Source organism: Agrobacterium sp. LMR679, assembly GCF_027157905.1.
Lineage (GTDB): Bacteria > Pseudomonadota > Alphaproteobacteria > Rhizobiales > Rhizobiaceae > Agrobacterium > Agrobacterium leguminum.
On the sequence record NZ_JAPVOJ010000001.1, the window covers coordinates 999,608 to 1,017,500 of the forward strand.

The 17,893-nt window shown below is 57.2% G+C and carries 13 protein-coding genes, 1 tRNA gene, 2 rRNA genes and 2 pseudogenes (1 of these 18 only partly in view); 5 read left to right on the forward strand and 13 right to left on the reverse strand.

Translation table 11 applies throughout. From position 1 onward, the window contains the following. Positions 1 to 190 precede the first annotated feature (190 nt). Positions 191 to 964 (reverse strand): SDR family NAD(P)-dependent oxidoreductase, encoded by a 774-nt coding sequence (locus O3W47_RS04645; protein ID WP_137453485.1) that lies wholly within the window; start codon positions 962 to 964, stop codon positions 191 to 193. 87 nt (positions 965 to 1,051) lie between these two features. Between O3W47_RS04645 and O3W47_RS04650 the strand changes: the two genes are divergently transcribed. Further along, positions 1,052 to 1,687, forward strand: a complete 636-nt coding sequence (locus O3W47_RS04650; RefSeq protein WP_269313107.1) for a TetR/AcrR family transcriptional regulator — start codon at positions 1,052 to 1,054, stop codon at positions 1,685 to 1,687. A gap of 186 nt (positions 1,688 to 1,873) precedes the next feature. Here O3W47_RS04650 and O3W47_RS04655 read toward each other — a convergent pair whose 3' ends face one another. From O3W47_RS04655 to O3W47_RS04680, 6 genes are all read right to left on the reverse strand, one after another. Then, positions 1,874 to 2,158, reverse strand: coding sequence for a MurR/RpiR family transcriptional regulator (locus O3W47_RS04655; protein WP_269313108.1), 285 nt, complete (start codon positions 2,156 to 2,158; stop codon positions 1,874 to 1,876). A 56-nt stretch (positions 2,159 to 2,214) separates the two neighbouring features. Beyond that, complete coding sequence (locus O3W47_RS04660) at positions 2,215 to 3,234, reverse strand: Gfo/Idh/MocA family oxidoreductase (RefSeq protein ID WP_269313109.1); 1,020 nt, start codon at positions 3,232 to 3,234, stop codon at positions 2,215 to 2,217. A gap of 26 nt (positions 3,235 to 3,260) precedes the next feature. Then, positions 3,261 to 4,052 carry a TIM barrel protein gene (locus O3W47_RS04665; RefSeq protein ID WP_269313110.1) on the reverse strand — a complete coding sequence of 264 codons (792 nt, stop codon included), beginning with the start codon at positions 4,050 to 4,052 and terminating at the stop codon, positions 3,261 to 3,263. An 82-nt stretch (positions 4,053 to 4,134) separates the two neighbouring features. Next, entirely contained in the window at positions 4,135 to 4,923 is a 789-nt protein-coding gene (locus tag O3W47_RS04670; protein ID WP_003523955.1) for an ATP-binding cassette domain-containing protein, read from the reverse strand. Beyond that, positions 4,923 to 6,044: an ABC transporter permease gene (locus O3W47_RS04675; protein WP_137453489.1), complete on the reverse strand. Its 1,122-nt coding sequence runs from the start codon at positions 6,042 to 6,044 to the stop codon at positions 4,923 to 4,925. The genes O3W47_RS04670 and O3W47_RS04675 overlap by 1 nt, the downstream gene beginning before the upstream one ends. A gap of 127 nt (positions 6,045 to 6,171) precedes the next feature. Continuing rightward, positions 6,172 to 7,125, reverse strand: a complete 954-nt coding sequence (locus O3W47_RS04680; protein WP_174022630.1) for a sugar ABC transporter substrate-binding protein — start codon at positions 7,123 to 7,125, stop codon at positions 6,172 to 6,174. Between the two features lie 181 nt (positions 7,126 to 7,306). Here O3W47_RS04680 and O3W47_RS04685 point away from each other — a divergent pair, with 181 nt between their 5' ends. Beyond that, positions 7,307 to 8,317 (forward strand): LacI family DNA-binding transcriptional regulator, encoded by a 1,011-nt coding sequence (locus tag O3W47_RS04685; protein WP_269313711.1) that lies wholly within the window; start codon positions 7,307 to 7,309, stop codon positions 8,315 to 8,317. A gap of 391 nt (positions 8,318 to 8,708) precedes the next feature. On the opposite strand, the gene O3W47_RS04690 is transcribed toward O3W47_RS04685, so the two are convergent. Together O3W47_RS04690 and O3W47_RS04695 are read right to left on the reverse strand one after the other, a co-directional pair. Next, positions 8,709 to 9,572, reverse strand: a complete 864-nt coding sequence (locus O3W47_RS04690; protein ID WP_269313111.1) for a hypothetical protein — start codon at positions 9,570 to 9,572, stop codon at positions 8,709 to 8,711. A gap of 23 nt (positions 9,573 to 9,595) precedes the next feature. Then, a pseudogene (locus O3W47_RS04695) lies at positions 9,596 to 9,733 on the reverse strand (hypothetical protein); the annotation flags it as partial. Here O3W47_RS04695 and O3W47_RS25355 point away from each other — a divergent pair. After that, positions 9,733 to 9,867, forward strand: coding sequence for a hypothetical protein (locus O3W47_RS25355; protein ID WP_442864614.1), 135 nt, complete (start codon positions 9,733 to 9,735; stop codon positions 9,865 to 9,867). The pseudogene O3W47_RS04695 and the gene O3W47_RS25355 overlap by 1 nt on opposite strands. Before the next feature lie 60 nt (positions 9,868 to 9,927). On the opposite strand, the pseudogene O3W47_RS04700 reads toward O3W47_RS25355, so the two are convergent. Further along, positions 9,928 to 13,713, reverse strand: a pseudogene (locus tag O3W47_RS04700) (tandem-95 repeat protein); the annotation flags it as partial. On the opposite strand from O3W47_RS04700, the gene O3W47_RS04705 reads away from it, so the two are divergent. Both O3W47_RS04705 and O3W47_RS04710 read left to right on the forward strand, forming a co-directional pair. After that, positions 13,599 to 14,591 (forward strand): HlyD family type I secretion periplasmic adaptor subunit, encoded by a 993-nt coding sequence (locus O3W47_RS04705; protein ID WP_269313113.1) that lies wholly within the window; start codon positions 13,599 to 13,601, stop codon positions 14,589 to 14,591. The pseudogene O3W47_RS04700 and the gene O3W47_RS04705 sit on opposite strands and share 115 nt — an antisense overlap. Before the next feature lie 34 nt (positions 14,592 to 14,625). After that, the gene (locus tag O3W47_RS04710) at positions 14,626 to 14,874 is read left to right on the forward strand and encodes a hypothetical protein (protein ID WP_269313114.1); all 249 of its coding nucleotides are present in this window, start codon (positions 14,626 to 14,628) and stop codon (positions 14,872 to 14,874) included. Between the two features lie 50 nt (positions 14,875 to 14,924). On the opposite strand, the gene O3W47_RS04715 is transcribed toward O3W47_RS04710, so the two are convergent. From O3W47_RS04715 to O3W47_RS04725, 3 genes are all read right to left on the reverse strand, one after another. Next, positions 14,925 to 15,001: transfer RNA gene (locus O3W47_RS04715), tRNA-Met, on the reverse strand. Between the two features lie 102 nt (positions 15,002 to 15,103). Then, positions 15,104 to 15,218, reverse strand: a 5S ribosomal RNA gene (rrf, locus tag O3W47_RS04720). A gap of 389 nt (positions 15,219 to 15,607) precedes the next feature. Then, positions 15,608 to 17,893 (reverse strand): 23S ribosomal RNA (locus tag O3W47_RS04725); it runs 514 nt beyond the window's last position.

Genomic DNA, 17,893 nt, shown 5'->3' on the forward strand with positions numbered 1-17,893 from the left:
GCGGCGTTGCGCGCCCACGAGACGAAGAAAGCGCCGGCTCGCGCCTCTGTCGGGTGGGCCACGACGCCAACATCGCAAGGCACGCGCGCCGATAAAAAGTTCGCCCGGGAGAAGGAACGCAGTTGTCCCATTCGGGCGTCAGGCGAAACCGCCCGACGCCAGTCGTCCAGGGACATCTGCTATGCCTGGATCAAATCCGCGCACCGCCCGTCGCATCAATCATCTGTCCGGTCGTCCAGCGGGCGTCGTTCGAGGCAAGGAATGTGATGACGTCCGCAATATCGTCGGCGCGTCCGACACGCGAGAAGACTGACAGGGCTTCGGCGCCTGCGCGGGCCTCCGGCGCTGCCAGCCATCCGGCGTTCATGTCGGTTTCAGTGACACCCGGCAGCACCGAATTGACCGTAATTCCGCGCCGGCCGAATTCCGGGGCAAGCGCCAGCGTCAATGTCTCAAGCGCCCCCTTGGACGCCGCATAGGCGGGATGCGTCGGCGCCGCGATGCGCGTGAAGCCGGTCGAGACGTTGATGATGCGGCCATTGTCGCGGAGATGATCGGCAACGGCCTGAATGAGAAAGAATGGCGCCTTGAAGTTGATCGTCATCAACTCGTCGAACGCGGCTTCCGTTGTTTCTTTCAACGATGTCGCCGGGGCAATGCCCGCATTATTGACGAGAATATCAAGCGATGGCGAGCCGGTGAAAGCGACCGTGGCTTCCCTGAACTGCTCCCACAAGCTGTCTGTCGCCGCTTTCCCAGACCGCAGATCGGCATTGAGAGCGACCGCCTTCGAACCGAGAGCCTCGATCTCGCGGATCGTTGCCTTTGCCGCATCGGGGTTCGCACCATAATGAACGCCGATAAGACCTGCACCCTCTTTCGCGAACGCCAGGGCCGCGGCACGGCCGATGCCGCGTGAACTGCCCGTTATGAGGGCGACTTTGTTCGATAGTTTCTGAGACATGGATCACTCCGTTGCGATTTAACTAGCGATCGTTATAATAAAATCCGGCCATGATCTGTCAATGTTTTTATAGTGATCGATATAAAAATGTCTGAAATGACGCGAAAACAACGCGGTAGACCGCGCCTGCTTGATCGGAATGCCGGGCTCGACGTCGCAGCCCGGCTGTTCTGGGAGCACGGCTATGAGGGAACCTCGATAGCGGACCTCACCCATGCGATGGGCATCACCCCGCCGTCCCTCTACGCGACCTTCGGTTCGAAGGAAGAATTATTCCGGCTGGCGCTTGATCATAGCATTGCGCAGCAAAGCGAACGCCGCGCCGAAGTGCTGCAGGCGCAAATACCCGCTTACGAGGCGCTCGCCTCTTACCTTTACGATATTGCTGAAGGACATACCCAGCCCGACAAGCCGCGAGGATGCATCGTTTCCACGGCCGTTCTCCAGCATTCGGAAGCAAACGCCTCTGTCGCCCGCACAACGGCACAATTGCGCGAGGCGGCAATACAGATTCTAAAGACGCGGTTCGACCGCGCCGTCAGCGAGGGCGAACTACCCACGCAAACCGACACGGATACGCTCGCCCGCTTTTACGGCGCCGTCATTCAGGGCATGTCCGCGCAGGCTTGCGATGGCGCGTGCAGGGCTAGGTTAAAGGCTTTGGTCGACGTCGCGCTGACAGCCTGGCCCGGAAAGCGTGGGGCCGCTGGCCATCCAGGTTGAATCGCAACCTCTTGAACGGGTCGTCCGAGGACCGGAGACGGCAAAACGGCATTCGACCAGGAAAGCGGGCTGATGGCGAGGCGGACCCCTGCCGGCAAAATCTTGGCGAGATTCATTTTCTTCTCCACCTTGCAGAACCTGCGACTTTCACTTTCACGGGGTAAAACCTATAGAAAATCCATTATGTTACGCCCCCTTCCCTTCCGACAGTACGTGCGTGCGAAAAACCCGCCTGAATTGGCTGAACCTATCAAAGCCCAGCGAGTTGGCGACACGGACGACGGTGGATGGAGACACGGCGCATTCGCTGGCGAGGGAACCGATCGTACCAAAGGCGACGATATGCGGACGAGCCAGAATGGTTCGCGCGACATGGTCCTGCTGCTCCGACAATCGCAGGCTCCCCGTTACGATCAGACCCTTCATGTCCTGAATGCTGGTCGGCGTTTTAAAGGTCTGCCGCGTACGCATGGAGCCTGCTCCTTGTCGATCTGAAGGCACGCCGGCAAGCCACCGCGCCTTAGGGTTCAATTCAGGGCGACCGGTTGCTTCCGGGATACCGATTGAATAGCGGCAAGGGCGACCGCCAGTGCGTTGCGTGCATCCTGGCCCGTCGGCCCTTCACTCATCTCCCCCTGACGGACGGCGGTCATGAAAGAGGCAAGTTGCGCCGTGTAGCCATGGACAAAGTGATCGGTATCGCGACGCCAGGTCTCATTCGAGACACCGCGCCCATCGAACAGCGTCATGCTTGAACGACGGACATCGCCCATCGTCACCATGCCGGCCGATCCAAAAACCTCGCCGCGAATGTCATAGCCGTAGAGCGCTGAAAAATTGGCCTCTGCAACGGCTATGGAGCCGTTGTCGAAACGGATATTGACCACCGCCGTATCCAGAAAGCCTTCACCTTTCGCGTCAGGGCGAACGAGCGCATCCGCCATGGCGAAGACTTCGACCGGTCTGGCGCCGGGGTTCAGCCATAACAGCGTGTCGAAATCGTGGATGAGGGTCTCGTAGAAAATCGTCCAGAGCGGAATACGGCCGGGGTCTGCGGCGAATGGGCCGGGATCACGCGTCAGCGAGCGGATGAGCTGCGGCGCACCGACCTTGCCGACATCGATCGCGGCCCGGCCTTCCGCAAAGGCCTGATCCCACCGGCGGTTGAAGCCCACCTGAAGGGGAACGCCGGCCGAGCGTGCCGCGGCAATCGCCCGATCGGCATCTTCCAGCGTCAGCGCCATCGGCTTTTCGCAGAAAATCGCTTTTCCCGCCTCGGCAGCCTGAACAAGAACATTGGTATGGAAACGGGCCGGCGTTGCGATGATGACGGCGTCGAGACCGGGATGTGCAAGCAATGCGGCAATGTCGGTATAGGCGGCGTCGACGCCGAGTTTTTCCGCAAGACCTGCTGCCGCACCCGGTGCGGGATCGGCAATGGCGACGAGTTCGGCATCCACCAGTCGCCGGGCGACGGTTTCACCGTGGAAAGAGCCGATGCGGCCGGCGCCGATGAGGCCGATATTGACGGGTTTTGTCTTGGGCATGGGGATCGTCCTGTGGGTTTATGGTGTCAGATTGTGAATGCAGCGCGGAAAGCCGAGAGCGCTGCGTCGGCATCGCCGGATGCCCAGGCCTCCATGCCGACCGGCCCGGAATAGCCCATCGCTTTCAGCGCCCGGGCAATGCCGTTCCAGTTGACTTCGCCCGTACCGGGCTCGCAGCGACCGGGCACGTCGGCAACCTGAATCTCTCCTATCCACGGCAGGGCCCTGCGGCAGAGTTCGATCAGGTTTCCTTCACCGATCTGGGCGTGGTAAAGATCGAGATTGAGGCGCAGACGCGGGTGGTCGATGCTGGAAACCAGCGCCAGCGCATCTTCCGCGCGCGCAAACGGTACGCCGGGATGATCGACGGGAAGGTTGAGGTTCTCCAGGGTGAAAACCACATCCTCTTCTTCCGCGAGGTCAACGATACGGCAAAGCGTGTCACGCGCCTTGAGCCACATGACGCCCGTGACCACCTCGACAGGCTGCACCGGCAGCCCGCGATCTCCAAGGCCCGTACCATGCAGGTTCAGTCGCTGAACGCCAAGGCGTTTGCCCACCTGGGCGGTCTGGCGGGCCGTGCTGAGCAGCTCTGCCGCGCCTTCGTCATCCGTGAGCCGGCCGGTGAGATAACCATTCATGATGGTGAAGGTCGCGCCGGTCGCTTCAAGTCTGCTGATGTCATGTTCCGGCCAGTTCCACAGGCCGACACCGAAGCCCAGATCCTTGAGCCGGGAAGCGCGCCATTCGATCGGCTTGTCACGCCACAACATCTCGGCGCAGGCCGCCAGTGGGAAGGAAGTCGCAGAAGCGCTCATGGGTAATACCTTGCTGATGAGTATGAGGGATCGTGGCGCGGCGCGATCGCGCCGAACCGGATATTCGTTCGGGAATGTCTAGTCAGATGGTTCCGCCCAGCTCCTCGGAGATGGACTGCAACTCCTTGCCGCCTGCCATCAGGTTCTGCAGATCGTCGATGCCAATTTCACTCTTCGAATATGTTCCGAGGGTCTTACCGCGATTCAGCGCCGTGAAGCGGTTGCCGACGGCATAGGCGTGGCGGACATTATGCGTGATGAAAATGACGCCGAGCCCGTTATTGCGGACCTGGTTGATATATTTGAGAACCATCGAGGTCTGCGCGACGCCGAGCGCCGACGTCGGCTCATCGAGGATGAGCACCTTCGCCCCGAAATAGACAGCGCGCGCGATGGCGACACATTGCCGTTCACCGCCCGACAAAGTGCCCACCGCCTGATCCGGCTCGCGCACATCGATGCCGATCTTGCGCATCTCCTCACGCGTGACCCTGTCGGCAAAATCCATGTCCATGCTCTTGAAGGGGCCGAAACCCTTCAGAGGTTCGCGGCCCATGAAAAAGTTCCGCGTCACCGACATCAGGGGGATCATCGCAAGATCCTGATAGACGGTCGCGATGCCGGCATCGAGCGCATTCCGCGGACCGTCGAATATGCGTGGCTGGCCTTCGACGAGGAATTCTCCCGATGTCGGCTTGAACACGCCGGACAGGGTGTTGATGAGAGTGGACTTGCCGGCGCCATTGTCTCCGAGAAGGCAGAGAACCTCGCCGGCATTGACACTCAGCGATACGCCGTTGAGCGCGATGATGGAGCCGAAATATTTGACGAGGTTCCTTACCTCGACGATTGGCGTCTGAGATGTGCTCATCAGCGTTCTCCCGTGACGCGTTTGCGGATCACATTGTTGAATATGACGGCCGTCAGCAGCATGCCGCCGAGGAACACGAGGTACCAATCCTGATCTATCGACGTGTAGGTGAGGCCGATCAACACCATGCCGAAGACAATCGAGCCGAAGAACGCGCCGATCGCCGAACCGTAACCGCCTGTCAGAAGGCAGCCGCCGATGACGGCCGCGATGATGGCCTCGAATTCCTTCTGAAACCCACGGCGGGCATCCGTGGAGCCGGCATCCAGCACGGTGAGGATCGCTACGAGTGTGGCGCACATCGCCGTTATGATGAACAGGGTGGTTTTCACGCGCGCCACTGGCACGCCCGACTTGCGCGCCGCACGCGGGTCACCGCCGGCGGCAAATATCCAGTTGCCGAAACGCGTCCGTAAAAGCACCCATGTAGCGAGCAGGGCGATCAGGACGAACCACAGGATCTCCACCGGAATACCGGGAACCTTCGGTGTTCCATTTGGAAATGTCTCGATGATGCCCCGGCTGCCGAGCCAGGAGAACAGGCCGGTAAAGGCCTCGCCGGAAAAAATCGGGGCAAGCGGGCTGTCGGCGGCGGCTTCCTTCATGCCGCGAAGTTGTGTCGCTCCGCCGCTTGCCCATTTGAGGCCAACCAGCGTGAGGCCACGCAGAATGAAGAGGAATGCAAGCGTGACGATGAACGAGGGAAGACCCGTTCGCATCGTAAGCTGGGCATTCGTGACGCCGATGACCACGGCAAATCCGAGCGCAATCAGGATCGCCACACTGAGCGGAAGATTGAGAACCACCAGCGCCGTGCCAAACACGAGACCGGCAAAGGCGACCATTGATCCGATCGACAGATCAAATTCACCGCCGATCATCAATAAAGCGGCGCCGATGGCAAGAATGCCGAGCTGGGCGGCCGGAGCCATGAAATTGACCACGCCGGCCAGCGTGAACATGGCGGGATTGGCGGTGAAGAAAAAGAAAATGGTGACAAGCACCAGCCCGGCGACAGCGCCGAGTTCCGGACGCCGCAGGAGCGCGGTCATCATCGAAACCTTTTTTAGCCGCTCGTCGGATCGGGTCGACGACCCGTTCTGTTCGTTGGCCAGCGTCATGGGTTCGTTCCTCAGATTGGGTGTCATCTTTGCGCGCAACGGCGTTCGGCCGAAAAGGTCGCGCATCGAGGCAAAGGTTGCGTTCGGGGTGGCTCCCGCTTTGGCGGGAGCCACACTTCCATCCGGCCTAGCGGATGCCCTGGGAGGATTTTTCGATGACTGCGGCCGCCGTATCCTTCTCGACGAAGCTTGGGCCGGAGGCGACGTTGCCCGCCGGAATGGTGCCGTAACGCGCGTTCAACGCAAGAAATGTCACCGGTAGATAACCTTGCAGGAAGGGTTGCTGATCAACCGCAAACAGTGCCTTCCCGTCCGCGACAGCCTTCAGAAAACCCGCCGACAGATCGTAGGATGCAACCTTGACCTTGTCGCCGACACCCAGCTTTTCGACAACCGCAACCGCGCGTTCGCCGACCAGCGGCGCAGAAAGACCGAGAACAACATCCACCGAGGGATCGGAGGTAAGCGCCGCCTGAATCTTGGCCTCGATTTCTGCCGGGTCGGCTGTCGTCGGCAACACCGTTACCTTGCCGCCTTCAAAACCCTTTTCCGTTCCGGCGCAGCGCTGGTCCAGAGCCGCATTGCCCACCTCCTGGTTGACGCAAAGAACGTGCTTCAAACCGAGAGACTTCAGTTTCTCCCCAACCTTGACACCGGCAGGCAGTTCATCCTGACCGACGTGCAGCCTGATGCCGAGCTTTTCCGTGGCGGAGATGCCGGAATTCATCGAGATGACCGGAATGCCCGCGGCAACTGCTTTTTCAATCGCTGGACCTAGGGCATCTGGGTCCGGGTTGGAAATCACTATCCCCGCCGGGGTCTGGTTTGCGGCCGCATCGATGAGTTGACCCATCGCGACCATGTCGAAGGTCTCGGGCGCGCGATAATCGACCCGGACATTACTGTCCTTGCCCGCCTGCATCATGCCATTTTTGACAATAGACCAGAAAGGATCGGACGCCTGACCGTGGGTGACCGCGATGATGGTCAACTGATCCTGCGCCTTGGCCGCCGCAGAGCATGACACGGCTATTCCGGCGACGAGTACGCCATGGGCGAGTTTCCTGAGAATAGATTTCATGTGGTTCCTCCTCCTTGTACCGGCCCACTCCTCAGACCGATAAAATACACATGCTACCGGGTGCAAACATCTTGCTACCGGGTGCAAGCAGGTGCATCATAGCTGCGGATGGGTTAAAAGCAAGCGTTCATTTCATCGAAGTCAGAAATGGAATGTTCGTTCTATTTTGGTCGGAGGCACTATGCGCAAGCGGGAAACTACCAGGAGAGCGACGGCGAAGGAGGTGGCGACCGCAGCCGGCGTCTCTAAATGGACCGTTATCCGGGCCTTCACACCCGGTGCGTCGATCACCGAGGAGAGCAAACGGCGCGTGCTGGAATCGGCGGCCGCCCTGAATTACTCGCCGAACCTTCTTGCCCGGAGCCTTGCCACCAATCTGACCCATCAGGTCGCCGTCTTCGTTGATGACTTCGCCAATCCCCAGAAACTGCCGTTTCTTGAAACACTGACGGAGCGTCTGCAGGCCGCCGGCCTCGTTGCCATGCTCATCAACATCAATAACCACTTCGATCACGTTCACGCCCTGCTGCATGCCGACCAGCGTCAGGTTGACGCCATCATTCTTTTTGGCACCGCATTTCGCGATGAAACGCTGACGGACCGCCAGCTTGGCCACGGAATGCCGCCCATGTTCGTTCTGGCACGCGATAGCCAGATCGACGGCGTACCCGCCGTCGTATGTGACGCCGAGCTGGCGCTGAGAGACATCGTCAACCATTTATACGAACGGGGATATCGAAAGCCCGGCTTCATGAGCGGCGCGACGGCGCTTTCGACAGCGCTAAGGCGCCGGCAGTACTTTACGGATTTCTGGGCGGAAAAAGGCGTTGGCGAGATCGAACTGCTATCTGCCGAAAAATACAGCGCCGCAGCGGGAGCAGCATCCGTCCGCGAATATCTCTCGCATACTGCACCTTCCGAACGCGTCGATATCCTTATGTGTGAGAACGATATCCTGGCTTTCGGCGCCATGGATGAAATTCGCGGAAACTTCGGGCTGAGAGTGCCTAAAGATATGGCCATCGTCGGATTCGACAATTATGAACTCGGAGGTTCACCCGCATACGGCCTCACCACATATGAACAACCGCGCCACGAAATGGTCGAGGCCATCATCGGAATGATCACCGGAGCCATTGAAGCCGAAACAGTTACCTTGCCCGGTAAAATGATTGTCCGAAATTCCACGTGACAACAAAAACTCCCCGGAGCGTTGGCTACGGTTTTTTTGTTAGATCTGGTTGCGGGGACATGACGGCACGGAGACTTATGAATTTCAAGCGTCAAGACATTCCGTGAATGTGATGCCCACTTTGGGGTCGTGAGCGGAGCTACCGCTCTCCGTTGAATACAACTTGTTCCCGACGCAAGGGCGGACGTCGGCAAGTTTTCAACACACTGAAATGCTCTTTTCGGATCAGTCAATGCTTGACCATCGCCATGCTGACAGGAGTCGTCTCGATAGGCGCTGGGCTGGTTGTTTCAATAAGAACAGCCTTTCGGGCAGCCCGTCCGCCGAGATCGGGCGAGCTGCACGTCGAGCAGAACGCATGATCAATGCTGGAGTTATCGTTTCTTTACGGTCAAGCGTAGAATTCGACGGGTCTCGTTGCCTGCGCTTTACGTGATGAAAGCTCGCTATCTCCTTCTATTTTCCCGAATGCCGCCATGTCCTGGCGCATCAGCGCGAGGACTCGACCGGATTCGAGATCATTACGTCCAGTGTCACAAGAGCCAGGAATGTGACTGCCGGTGATAAGATTATTGTAGTCAACGCCAGCGCGAAGTGATTTGAGAGCCGCCTCCAAGCCGTCAGGTTCCGCCCCTTCTTCCTGCATTCGACGCGCAATCCCGTCGCGTGGCTGGAACTTTGGTTCTGAAGCAGCCGAGAAATAGCTCAATGCAGCGTCGACATATTCCATCGAACTCCCGTCAGTGCGCAAATAGCGGCCCTGGTTAACAATAGCCGTCGAGCCGAATTCCCATTGCGCCTCTGTGGCTGTTGCGGCGAGATCAAGCGCGAGTATCTTGGCATCGGGGAGGGTCGTGATTTCCGTTTCCTGCGCCGTGCCGTCACCATTACGGTCTTGCCAGATTCGGAAATCACCAAAGCGCATGTCATCAGCAGACAATATTCCATCGCGGTTGCTGTCAAATGCGCGCAGGCCTTCGAGGTCGGAGAGCGCACCCTCGACATCGTCGATGAAGCTCATCTCGCCGATACCACTGACGGTTCCGTTACCGTCGCGATCGAGAAACATGAAGCCCTCCGTTGAACCGATCCAACTGGTGTCGTCGGCAACCCCATCGCCGTCGGTGTCGAACAGCGCCGCAGCCTGCTCCGCGGTCTGCAGCTCTACGCCGGCGCCATCCAGATCCAGGATGATCGGCGCGGCGAGCGCGACACGCTCCCCATTGCGGAAGAACAGCTGTTCGATACTCGACAACGTATCGACCCCATCATTGCCGTTTACGCTCGGCTGATTGTCAGTGACTTTGACGCTCCCCCGGCCGTGACAAGCGAATAGCTTGCCCTGGCACCGTTGAAATAGACCATATCCGTTCCGGCACCGCCATAAATCATATCGTTACCAGCCATACCCCAGAATTCATCCCTCCCGTCATTGCCGTAGAGTTTGTCGTTGCCGCCGCCGCCGCCAGGCGGTCCGCCTGATCGCCACCGCTGATTGTATCGTTGCCGCGGCCACCAAAAATCCTGTTCAAGACCCCGTTGTCACCTGAGAGAGTGTCTGCATTTTCGGTTCCCTGGGTCCACCCATCGAAAGGACTTGATACGGTGAGCCTGACTGCTGCAAACGCAGTGAGACGGCCATCGCTGACCAGATAAACGAAACTATCTGTCCCTTCATAACCGAAATCTGGGGTGTATTGGATCAGGCCATCGGCACCCATTTTCACGGTACCCATCCGGGCCCCACCGACCGACAGAACGAACAACGGATCGCCGTCAGGATCGACGTCGTTTCCGAGCAGGGCTCCAGTTGGACCTGCCAAGGTCTCACCTCGAGTGACAGAGAAAGGACCATCATTTACCGCGACCGGCTTATCGTTCACTGGAGTAATCACGAGCTTGAATACGTCGCTCACGGACAGCAAACCGTCACTCGCAGTGACCTTGATATCGAATATTCCGTTGAAGTTCAGAGGTGGTGTTCCAATGAACGTGAGGCCATTGAATATGAGCCAAGATGGCAGTGGACTACCGTCCGAGAGGGCTGCCGAGTAGGTCAGTGAGGTTTTTTCGACATCGGTAAAACTACCCGCCGGGATCGTAATCCAAACGGCTTTGTCCTCAACCATGTTTACATCGGGGAGAGGTTTCGTCAGAACTGGCGCGTCATTCACTGGCTTGATTGTCAGGCGGAAGACATCGTCCACCGAAAGCGATCCGTCGCTAGCCGTCACCTTGATATCGAATACACCATTGTAATTCGCCGGCGGCGTACCTGTGAACGTCGTGCCGTCAAATTTCAACCATGAAGGCAATATAGCGCCACTGGACAGCTTGGCTGTGTATATCAACGGATTGCCATCTCTATCGGTGAAACTGCCTGCCGGGATCGTAATAGAAACCTCCGTGTCCTCGGGCAGACTCACATCCCGCAACGGCACCGCGACCGCCGGAGCAACGTTGGTCGCCTTGACAGTCAACCGGAAAACATCGCTTGTCCTCAACGCGCCGTCGCTCGCCGTGACCTGGATGTCAAGCGCGCCGGTAAAATTGCTCGGCGGTGTCCCAAAGATCCGGCCGTTCGAGAGGCGGAGCCAGGAAGGGAGCGGTTTGCCATCGGACAGTGTTGCCGAAAGTGTCAAGCCGTCTCCATCAGCGTCTTTAAAAATATCAACGGGAATCGGGATCGAGACGGGCGCTTTACTGGGCAACACGACGTCCGGGAGTAGGTTTGCAATAGCCGGCGCATCGTTGACAGTAGTGATAGTCAAACGGAACATGCTTGTAGCCGAAATTGATCCCTCACTTGCCGTGACCTTAATATCGATGGCGCCATTGTAATTTACGGGCGGCATGCCTGTGAGCCGGGCACCGTCGAAATTCAACCAGTTCGGCAAAGCTTTGCCGTCGCCTAAGGTTGCGGAATAAACCAGAGGATCACCATCAACATCGGTGAAGGCTGTCGCGGAGATCGAGATATCCACTGGCGTATCTTCGGGCGAGCTTACATCAGCAAGCGGCAGCTTGAGAACGGGAGCGTCGTTAACCGGCGCAACAGTCAAGCGGAACGTGCTTGTCGCCGATAGCAGGCCATCGCCAGCCGTCACAGCAATAGCGATCACACCGTTGAAATTGGCCGGTGGCGTTCCGGTGAACCACGTGCCGTCGAAGGTTAACCATTCAGGCAATGCATTGCCGTTGGCGAGTACCGCTGAATAGGTCAGCGGATCGCCGTCGCCATCTGTAAACGCGCCTGCGGGAATAGCAAAGGAAATCTCGTGGTCTTCCTGCACAGAAACATCTGGCAATGGCCGCGCCAGCACCGGCGCCTGATTGGTGGGGACGATGGAAAGTCGGAACAGACCATATGTCACGAGCGATCCATCGCTTGCGGCGACCTCGATATCGAGCGAGCCGAAATAGGTCTGGGGCGGCGTTCCAATGAAACCACTACCGTTAAAGGTAAGCCAACTCGGCAGTTGGCCGCCGTCCGCCAGCTGAGCAGTGAAAACCAGAGCATCTCCGTCAACATCCGCGAAAATCGACTTGTCCAGCCCCACATCGATCGGGCGAGCCTGCTGTCCGGTGTAGTCAGCCAAGGCATGAACCAGAACCGGCGCGTCGTTGACGGGACGGACCAGGAAACGGAAATTCCCGGTGGCGGATAATGCGCTATCGCTGGCGGTCATTGCCAGTTCGATGACCCCGTTAAAATTCGCTGGCGGCGTGCCGATCAGATTGCCGTTGACGACTGACATCCACGCTGGAAGTGGCAATCCATTGGTGAGGCTGACAGCGTAGCTCAAATCATCGCCATCACCATCAGAAAAGGAACGGGTGGGGAGTGCAACCGAGAAGGAGCGGTCTTCATCGACTTCAATATCAGGAAGCAAATCTGTGACAACCGGCGTGTCGTTGACCGGAGCAATGAAGACCAATAGGTCTCTGACCGTGTGGGCTTTCCCGTCCGAGACGGCAATTTCAAGCTGGACCAAGCCGTTGAAATTGGTCGGCGGTATGCCACTGAGCGTCCTGGTCTCGTGCTCATATGTGAGTGGCGATGGTAGAGCCGAACCGCCCTTCCCGCGCAACTCGACCAGCAACGCATCGCCGTCGACATCGGTGACAAAGCCGTTTGGCAGCGTCGCCCGGAAAGGCTGGTCCTCGGTTCCCTTAAGAACCGGCATAGCAGCAATGACAGGAACATCGTTGACCGGCGCAATCGCGATGTCGACGCGCGCCGTTGCCGTCCGTCCGGTGCTGTCTTCGATTTCATAATCGAACCAGGCCGCACCGCTGAAATCCGTCCCAGGCATGATCCGGAGTTGGCCAAAGCCAAGATCGCTTACCGTAACACCCGAAGCACCGACAACGCGTGTAAAAACAAAGGCCTGCCTGTCTGCATCACTGTCATTGGCGAGCAATTGGCTGGCAAAGACGGTGAGTGGCAAGTCCTCGTTCATCTCCAACGTATCCGCGCGGGCAACCGGTGCGTCGGCAACCGGCAGAACATTGATGGTGACTGTCGTCGAAACCGGGAAACCCTGCTCATTCTGAACTGAATAACTTAGTATCAGCTCGCCATTAAAGTCAGCGGCGGGGGTTACGCGATAAGTTCCGCTTTCGAGGCGCGCCGCTCCCTCAAGGCCGACAAAGGTAATGGTCGATCCTTCCGGCACATAATCGTTGGCCATCAGTGCTGCGGGCTCTATGTCGATGAAGCTGTCCTCTAGCACCTCGAACCCGAAATCCGAAACCGGGATCGGCAGTGGTACAAGAGGCATCACAAGAAGCGTGGCGTAGCCAATGCTGGAAGCGCCGTGGCTGTCGGTGACGCGATAGTGGAAGCCAGCGTCCCCGATATAGCCTGCATTTGGGGTGAACACTGCCGTCGAGCCAACCTGCACGACTGTACCCTGGTCGGCATCCAATATCTCGACAATCTCGAAGCTGTCGGCTTCGACATCACGGTCATTTCCGACGAGTGCGGAGAAATCGACGACAATTGTCTGATTCTGTTTCGTCCGGAAGACACCTTCCGGATCGTTCATCGTGCCGGCTCCATCAGCATTGGCGATTGGCGCGTCATTCACGGCGGCGATGTTGAAGATGATCTTTCCGGTCGACGTCTTACGGCCATCACCGATCATATAGCTGAAGCTGATCGGACCGCTGACGTTCTCGTTCGGAACAAACCGCCAGCGTCCGCCGGGCAATTCGATGATGCGCCCACCATCGGCGCTGCGCGACAGCGACTGTCGAAGCGCGCAATACTGCCCTTTTGAACTATCTTGACGGAGGCTTGGGGAAATACGTTTTCCCGGAAGGCACACCGCTCGCGAACGAACTCGTCGAAAAACAGTTCGTACAGACAGCCATTGCAGAATATGAAGCACAGGTTGCGAGCCTCAAGCAGCAAATTGCCCAGCGTCAGGCCGAATGCAACTCAACCAAGGCTGAAATCGCGAAGTTGCGCCAAACGCTTCCACTGGTTGACGAACAGCTCGAAGCACGCCGAGAACTCACCAAGCAAGGCACTTTCGCCAAGCTCAATCTACTCGACTATGAACAACGACGGGTTGAACACACGCAAAACATCGAAATACAGCTTGCCAAAGCGAAGCAGGCATTGGCCGCAGCAACCTCGCTTGAGGCAGAAATACGCAAATTGCGCGAAACATTCACCAAAACCGCAGTCGACGATCTGCTTCAAGCGCGAGACAAAACTGCGCTCGCGGCTGAGGAACTGCGTAAGATGAGCCGTCGCCGAGAAATGCTCCAATTGCGGGCCCCGGTCTCAGGAACGGTACAGCAGCTTGCGCTCGCTACAATTGGTGGCGTTGTGCAACCTGCGCAGGCGCTCATGACAGTCGTTCCGGATGGTACGGGCCTTGAGGTCGAAGCCTATGTGCTAAACAAAGACATCGGCTTCGTTCGCGAAGGTCAGCAGGTGCGAGTCAAGCTGGAAGCTTTCCCCTTTACAGACTACGGCTTGGTGCCTGGCGTTGTCGAAAGCATCAGCCGGGACGCCATAGACCTGTCGGAACCTCCTGCGGCTGAACAAGACGCTAAGGGGCGGCCAGTCCAACCGGGTCTCGTCTACGCCGCGCGCATCCGCTTGCTTGCGACAACCATTAATGTGCAAAACAAGGAGCACAAGTTGGGACCTGGATTGTCTGTGCAGTCCGAAATCAAGACGGGCCAGAGAAAAATCATCCAGTACTTACTGTCACCGATCGCCAAATCACTCGATGAGGCTGTGCGTGAACGATAACCGTCATGAACTGTCTATATCCGGGAGTATACCGATGCTGCGGCGAGAAGCCCTTCATCAATATCCTTCGCCAGTCATCCAGAAAGTGGTGATCGGCAAGTCCCCGAACCATCGGTCGGCCTCACTCGAAGTGTGCGGCCAGATCGCATTGATCCTGGCGGCGATGGAGACCTTTACCATCCTCGAAGAACGTATGAAGCTACTCCACGCGCATGATTTTGAGGAACGCTTCCGCCGGCGAACTGGAGACGTAGGAACAAAAAAAGCTCCTCGACTCATATGAGGGGGAGCTTCGTCGCAAATATCCCGAGTGGGCGAATTTGCAAGTTTCAGTGGTTGCGGGGGCAGGATTTGAACCTGCGGCCTTCAGGTTATGAGCCTGACGAGCTACCGGGCTGCTCCACCCCGCGTTGACTGGTTTTATTATAGCATAAAGGCCGCTTGATGCGGCCTTTTGATTTGGGCTTTGTGCCGGTTTTTGTGAATGAGAAGATTTGTGTTGCGTTTTGCAGACCTGGCAGCGACCTACTCTCCCGCGTCTTGAGACGAAGTACCATTGGCGCTGGGGCGTTTCACGGCCGTGTTCGGAATGGGAACGGGTGCAGCCGCCCCGCGATAACCACCAGGTCGGCAAAACGCAACATATGTTCATGCGGAACGCATGAACATATGTTGCTCTTTTTTGGATTGGCATGCCTTATCCCGTTCGCTTGTCGCTCACGGGGACGCCAATCGGCCATACGGTCACCTCTGATATGAGGGACCAGGTGGCCAAAGCAACCTAGTTCATGTTTTCACATGGAAACTGTTGTTTCGAGAAGCTGGAGAGCCAAGGCTCTATTTAATTTACACGTCTTTCTGTGACCGGTCCGTATTCAGCCTTTGCTCAACAGTGAGCATGGCAGCCATACAGGACGCTAGTCCGTCGCGCCTTATGGCGCGGCCCGTCCGGAGCCCTTCGGGCGTCAGGACAAAACAGATCATCAAGCTTGGCTTGATGAACATATTCAATGGGAACGAAGAAGTCGATCGAGCTATTAGTAACGGTAAGCTTCACACATTGCTGTGCTTCCACACCCGTCCTATCGACGTGGTCGTCTTCCACGGCTCTGATAGGGAACACTCGTTTTCAGGTTGGTTTCCCGCTTAGATGCCTTCAGCGGTTATCCATTCCGTATATAGCTACTCTGCTATGCCCTTGGCAGGACAACAGATCCACCAGAGATACGTCCATCCCGGTCCTCTCGTACTAGGGACAGATCCTGTCAATATTCCTACACCCACGGCAGATAGGGACCGAACTGTCTCACGACGTTCTGAACCCAACTCACGTACCGCTTTAAATGGCGAACAGCCATACCCTTGGGACCTGCTCCAGCCCCAGGATGCGATGAGTCGACATCGAGGTGCCAAACAACCCCGTCGATATGGACTCTTGGGGGTCATCAGCCTGTTATCCCCGGCGTACCTTTTATCCGTTGAGCGATGGCCCTTCCACACGGGACCACCGGATCACTATGACCGACTTTCGTCTCTGCTCGACTTGTCAGTCTCGCAGTCAGGCTAGCTTATGCCATTGCACTCGACGACCGATTTCCGACCGGTCTGAGCTAACCATCGCGCGCCTCCGTTACTCTTTCGGAGGCGACCGCCCCAGTCAAACTACCCACCATACACTGTCCCGGATCCGGATAACGGACCGCGGTTAGACATCCACGAAGATAAGGGTGGTATTTCAAGGATGGCTCCACAGAAACTGGCGTCCCTGCTTCAAAGCCTACCACCTATCCTACACATGCCTTGGCGAATGCCAGTGTAAAGCTATAGTAAAGGTGCACGGGGTCTTTCCGTCTGACCGCAGGAACCCCGCATCTTCACGGGGAATTCAATTTCACTGAGTCTATGTTGGAGACAGCGGGGAAGTCGTTACGCCATTCGTGCAGGTCGGAACTTACCCGACAAGGAATTTCGCTACCTTAGGACCGTTATAGTTACGGCCGCCGTTTACTGGGGCTTCAGTTCAGAGCTTGCACCCCTCCCTTTAACCTTCCAGCACCGGGCAGGCGTCAGACCCTATACGTCGTATTGCTACTTCGCAGAGCCCTGTGTTTTTGATAAACAGTCGCTACCCCCTGGTCTGTGCCACCCCATCATACTTGCGTACAAAAGGGTCACGCTTCTTCCGAAGTTACGCGTGCAATTTGCCGAGTTCCTTCAACATAGTTCTCTCAAGCGCCTTGGTATACTCTACCTGACCACCTGTGTCGGTTTCGGGTACGGTCTATACGGTGGAGCTATTTCCTGGAACCTCTTCGCCGCCCAACCAATCCAATAAGGTTGAACAACACACGAGATCCGTCACTACCACCAGGCCCACGAATATTAACGTGGTTCCCATCGACTACGCGTGTCCGCCTCGTCTTAGGGGCCGGCTAACCCTGCTCAGATTAACTTTAAGCAGGAACCCTTGGTCTTTCGGCGAGGGAGTCTCTCACTCCCTTTATCGTTACTCATGTCAACATTCGCACTTCCGATATCTCCAGCAGCCCTCACGGGTCCGCCTTCACAGACTTACGGAACGCTCCGCTACCACATGCACTTACGGCATATCCTCAGCTTCGGTGCATGGCTTTAGCCCCGTTACATTTTCGGCGCAAAGACCCTTATTTAGACCAGTGAGCTGTTACGCTTTCTTTAAATGATGGCTGCTTCTAAGCCAACATCCTGGTTGTTTTGGGATCCTCACATCCTTTCCCACTTAGCCATGACTTGGGGACCTTAGCTGGAGGTCAGGGTTGTTGCCCTTTTCACGACGGACGTTAGCACCCGCCGTGTGTCTGCCGACTAGTACTCCTCGGTATTCGGAGTTTGGTTAGGATCAGTAAGACGGTGAGTCCCCATAGCCCATCCAGTGCTCTACCCCCGAGGGTATTCGGTCGACGCTCTACCTAAATAGATTTCGCGGAGAACCAGCTATTTCCGAGTTTGATTGGCCTTTCACCCCTAGCCACAAGTCATCCCGAACTATTGCAACAGTTATGGGTTCGGCCCTCCAGTTGGTGTTACCCAACCTTCAGCCTGCTCATGGCTAGATCACTCGGTTTCGGGTCTAATGCAACTAACTAAATCGCCCTATTCAGACTCGCTTTCGCTGCGCCTACACCTACCGGCTTAAGCTTGCTAGTTACACTAAGTCGTTGACCCATTATACAAAAGGTACGCCGTCACCCTTGCGGGCTCCGACTGTTTGTAGGCATCCGGTTTCAGGTTCTATTTCACTCCCCTCGTCGGGGTGCTTTTCA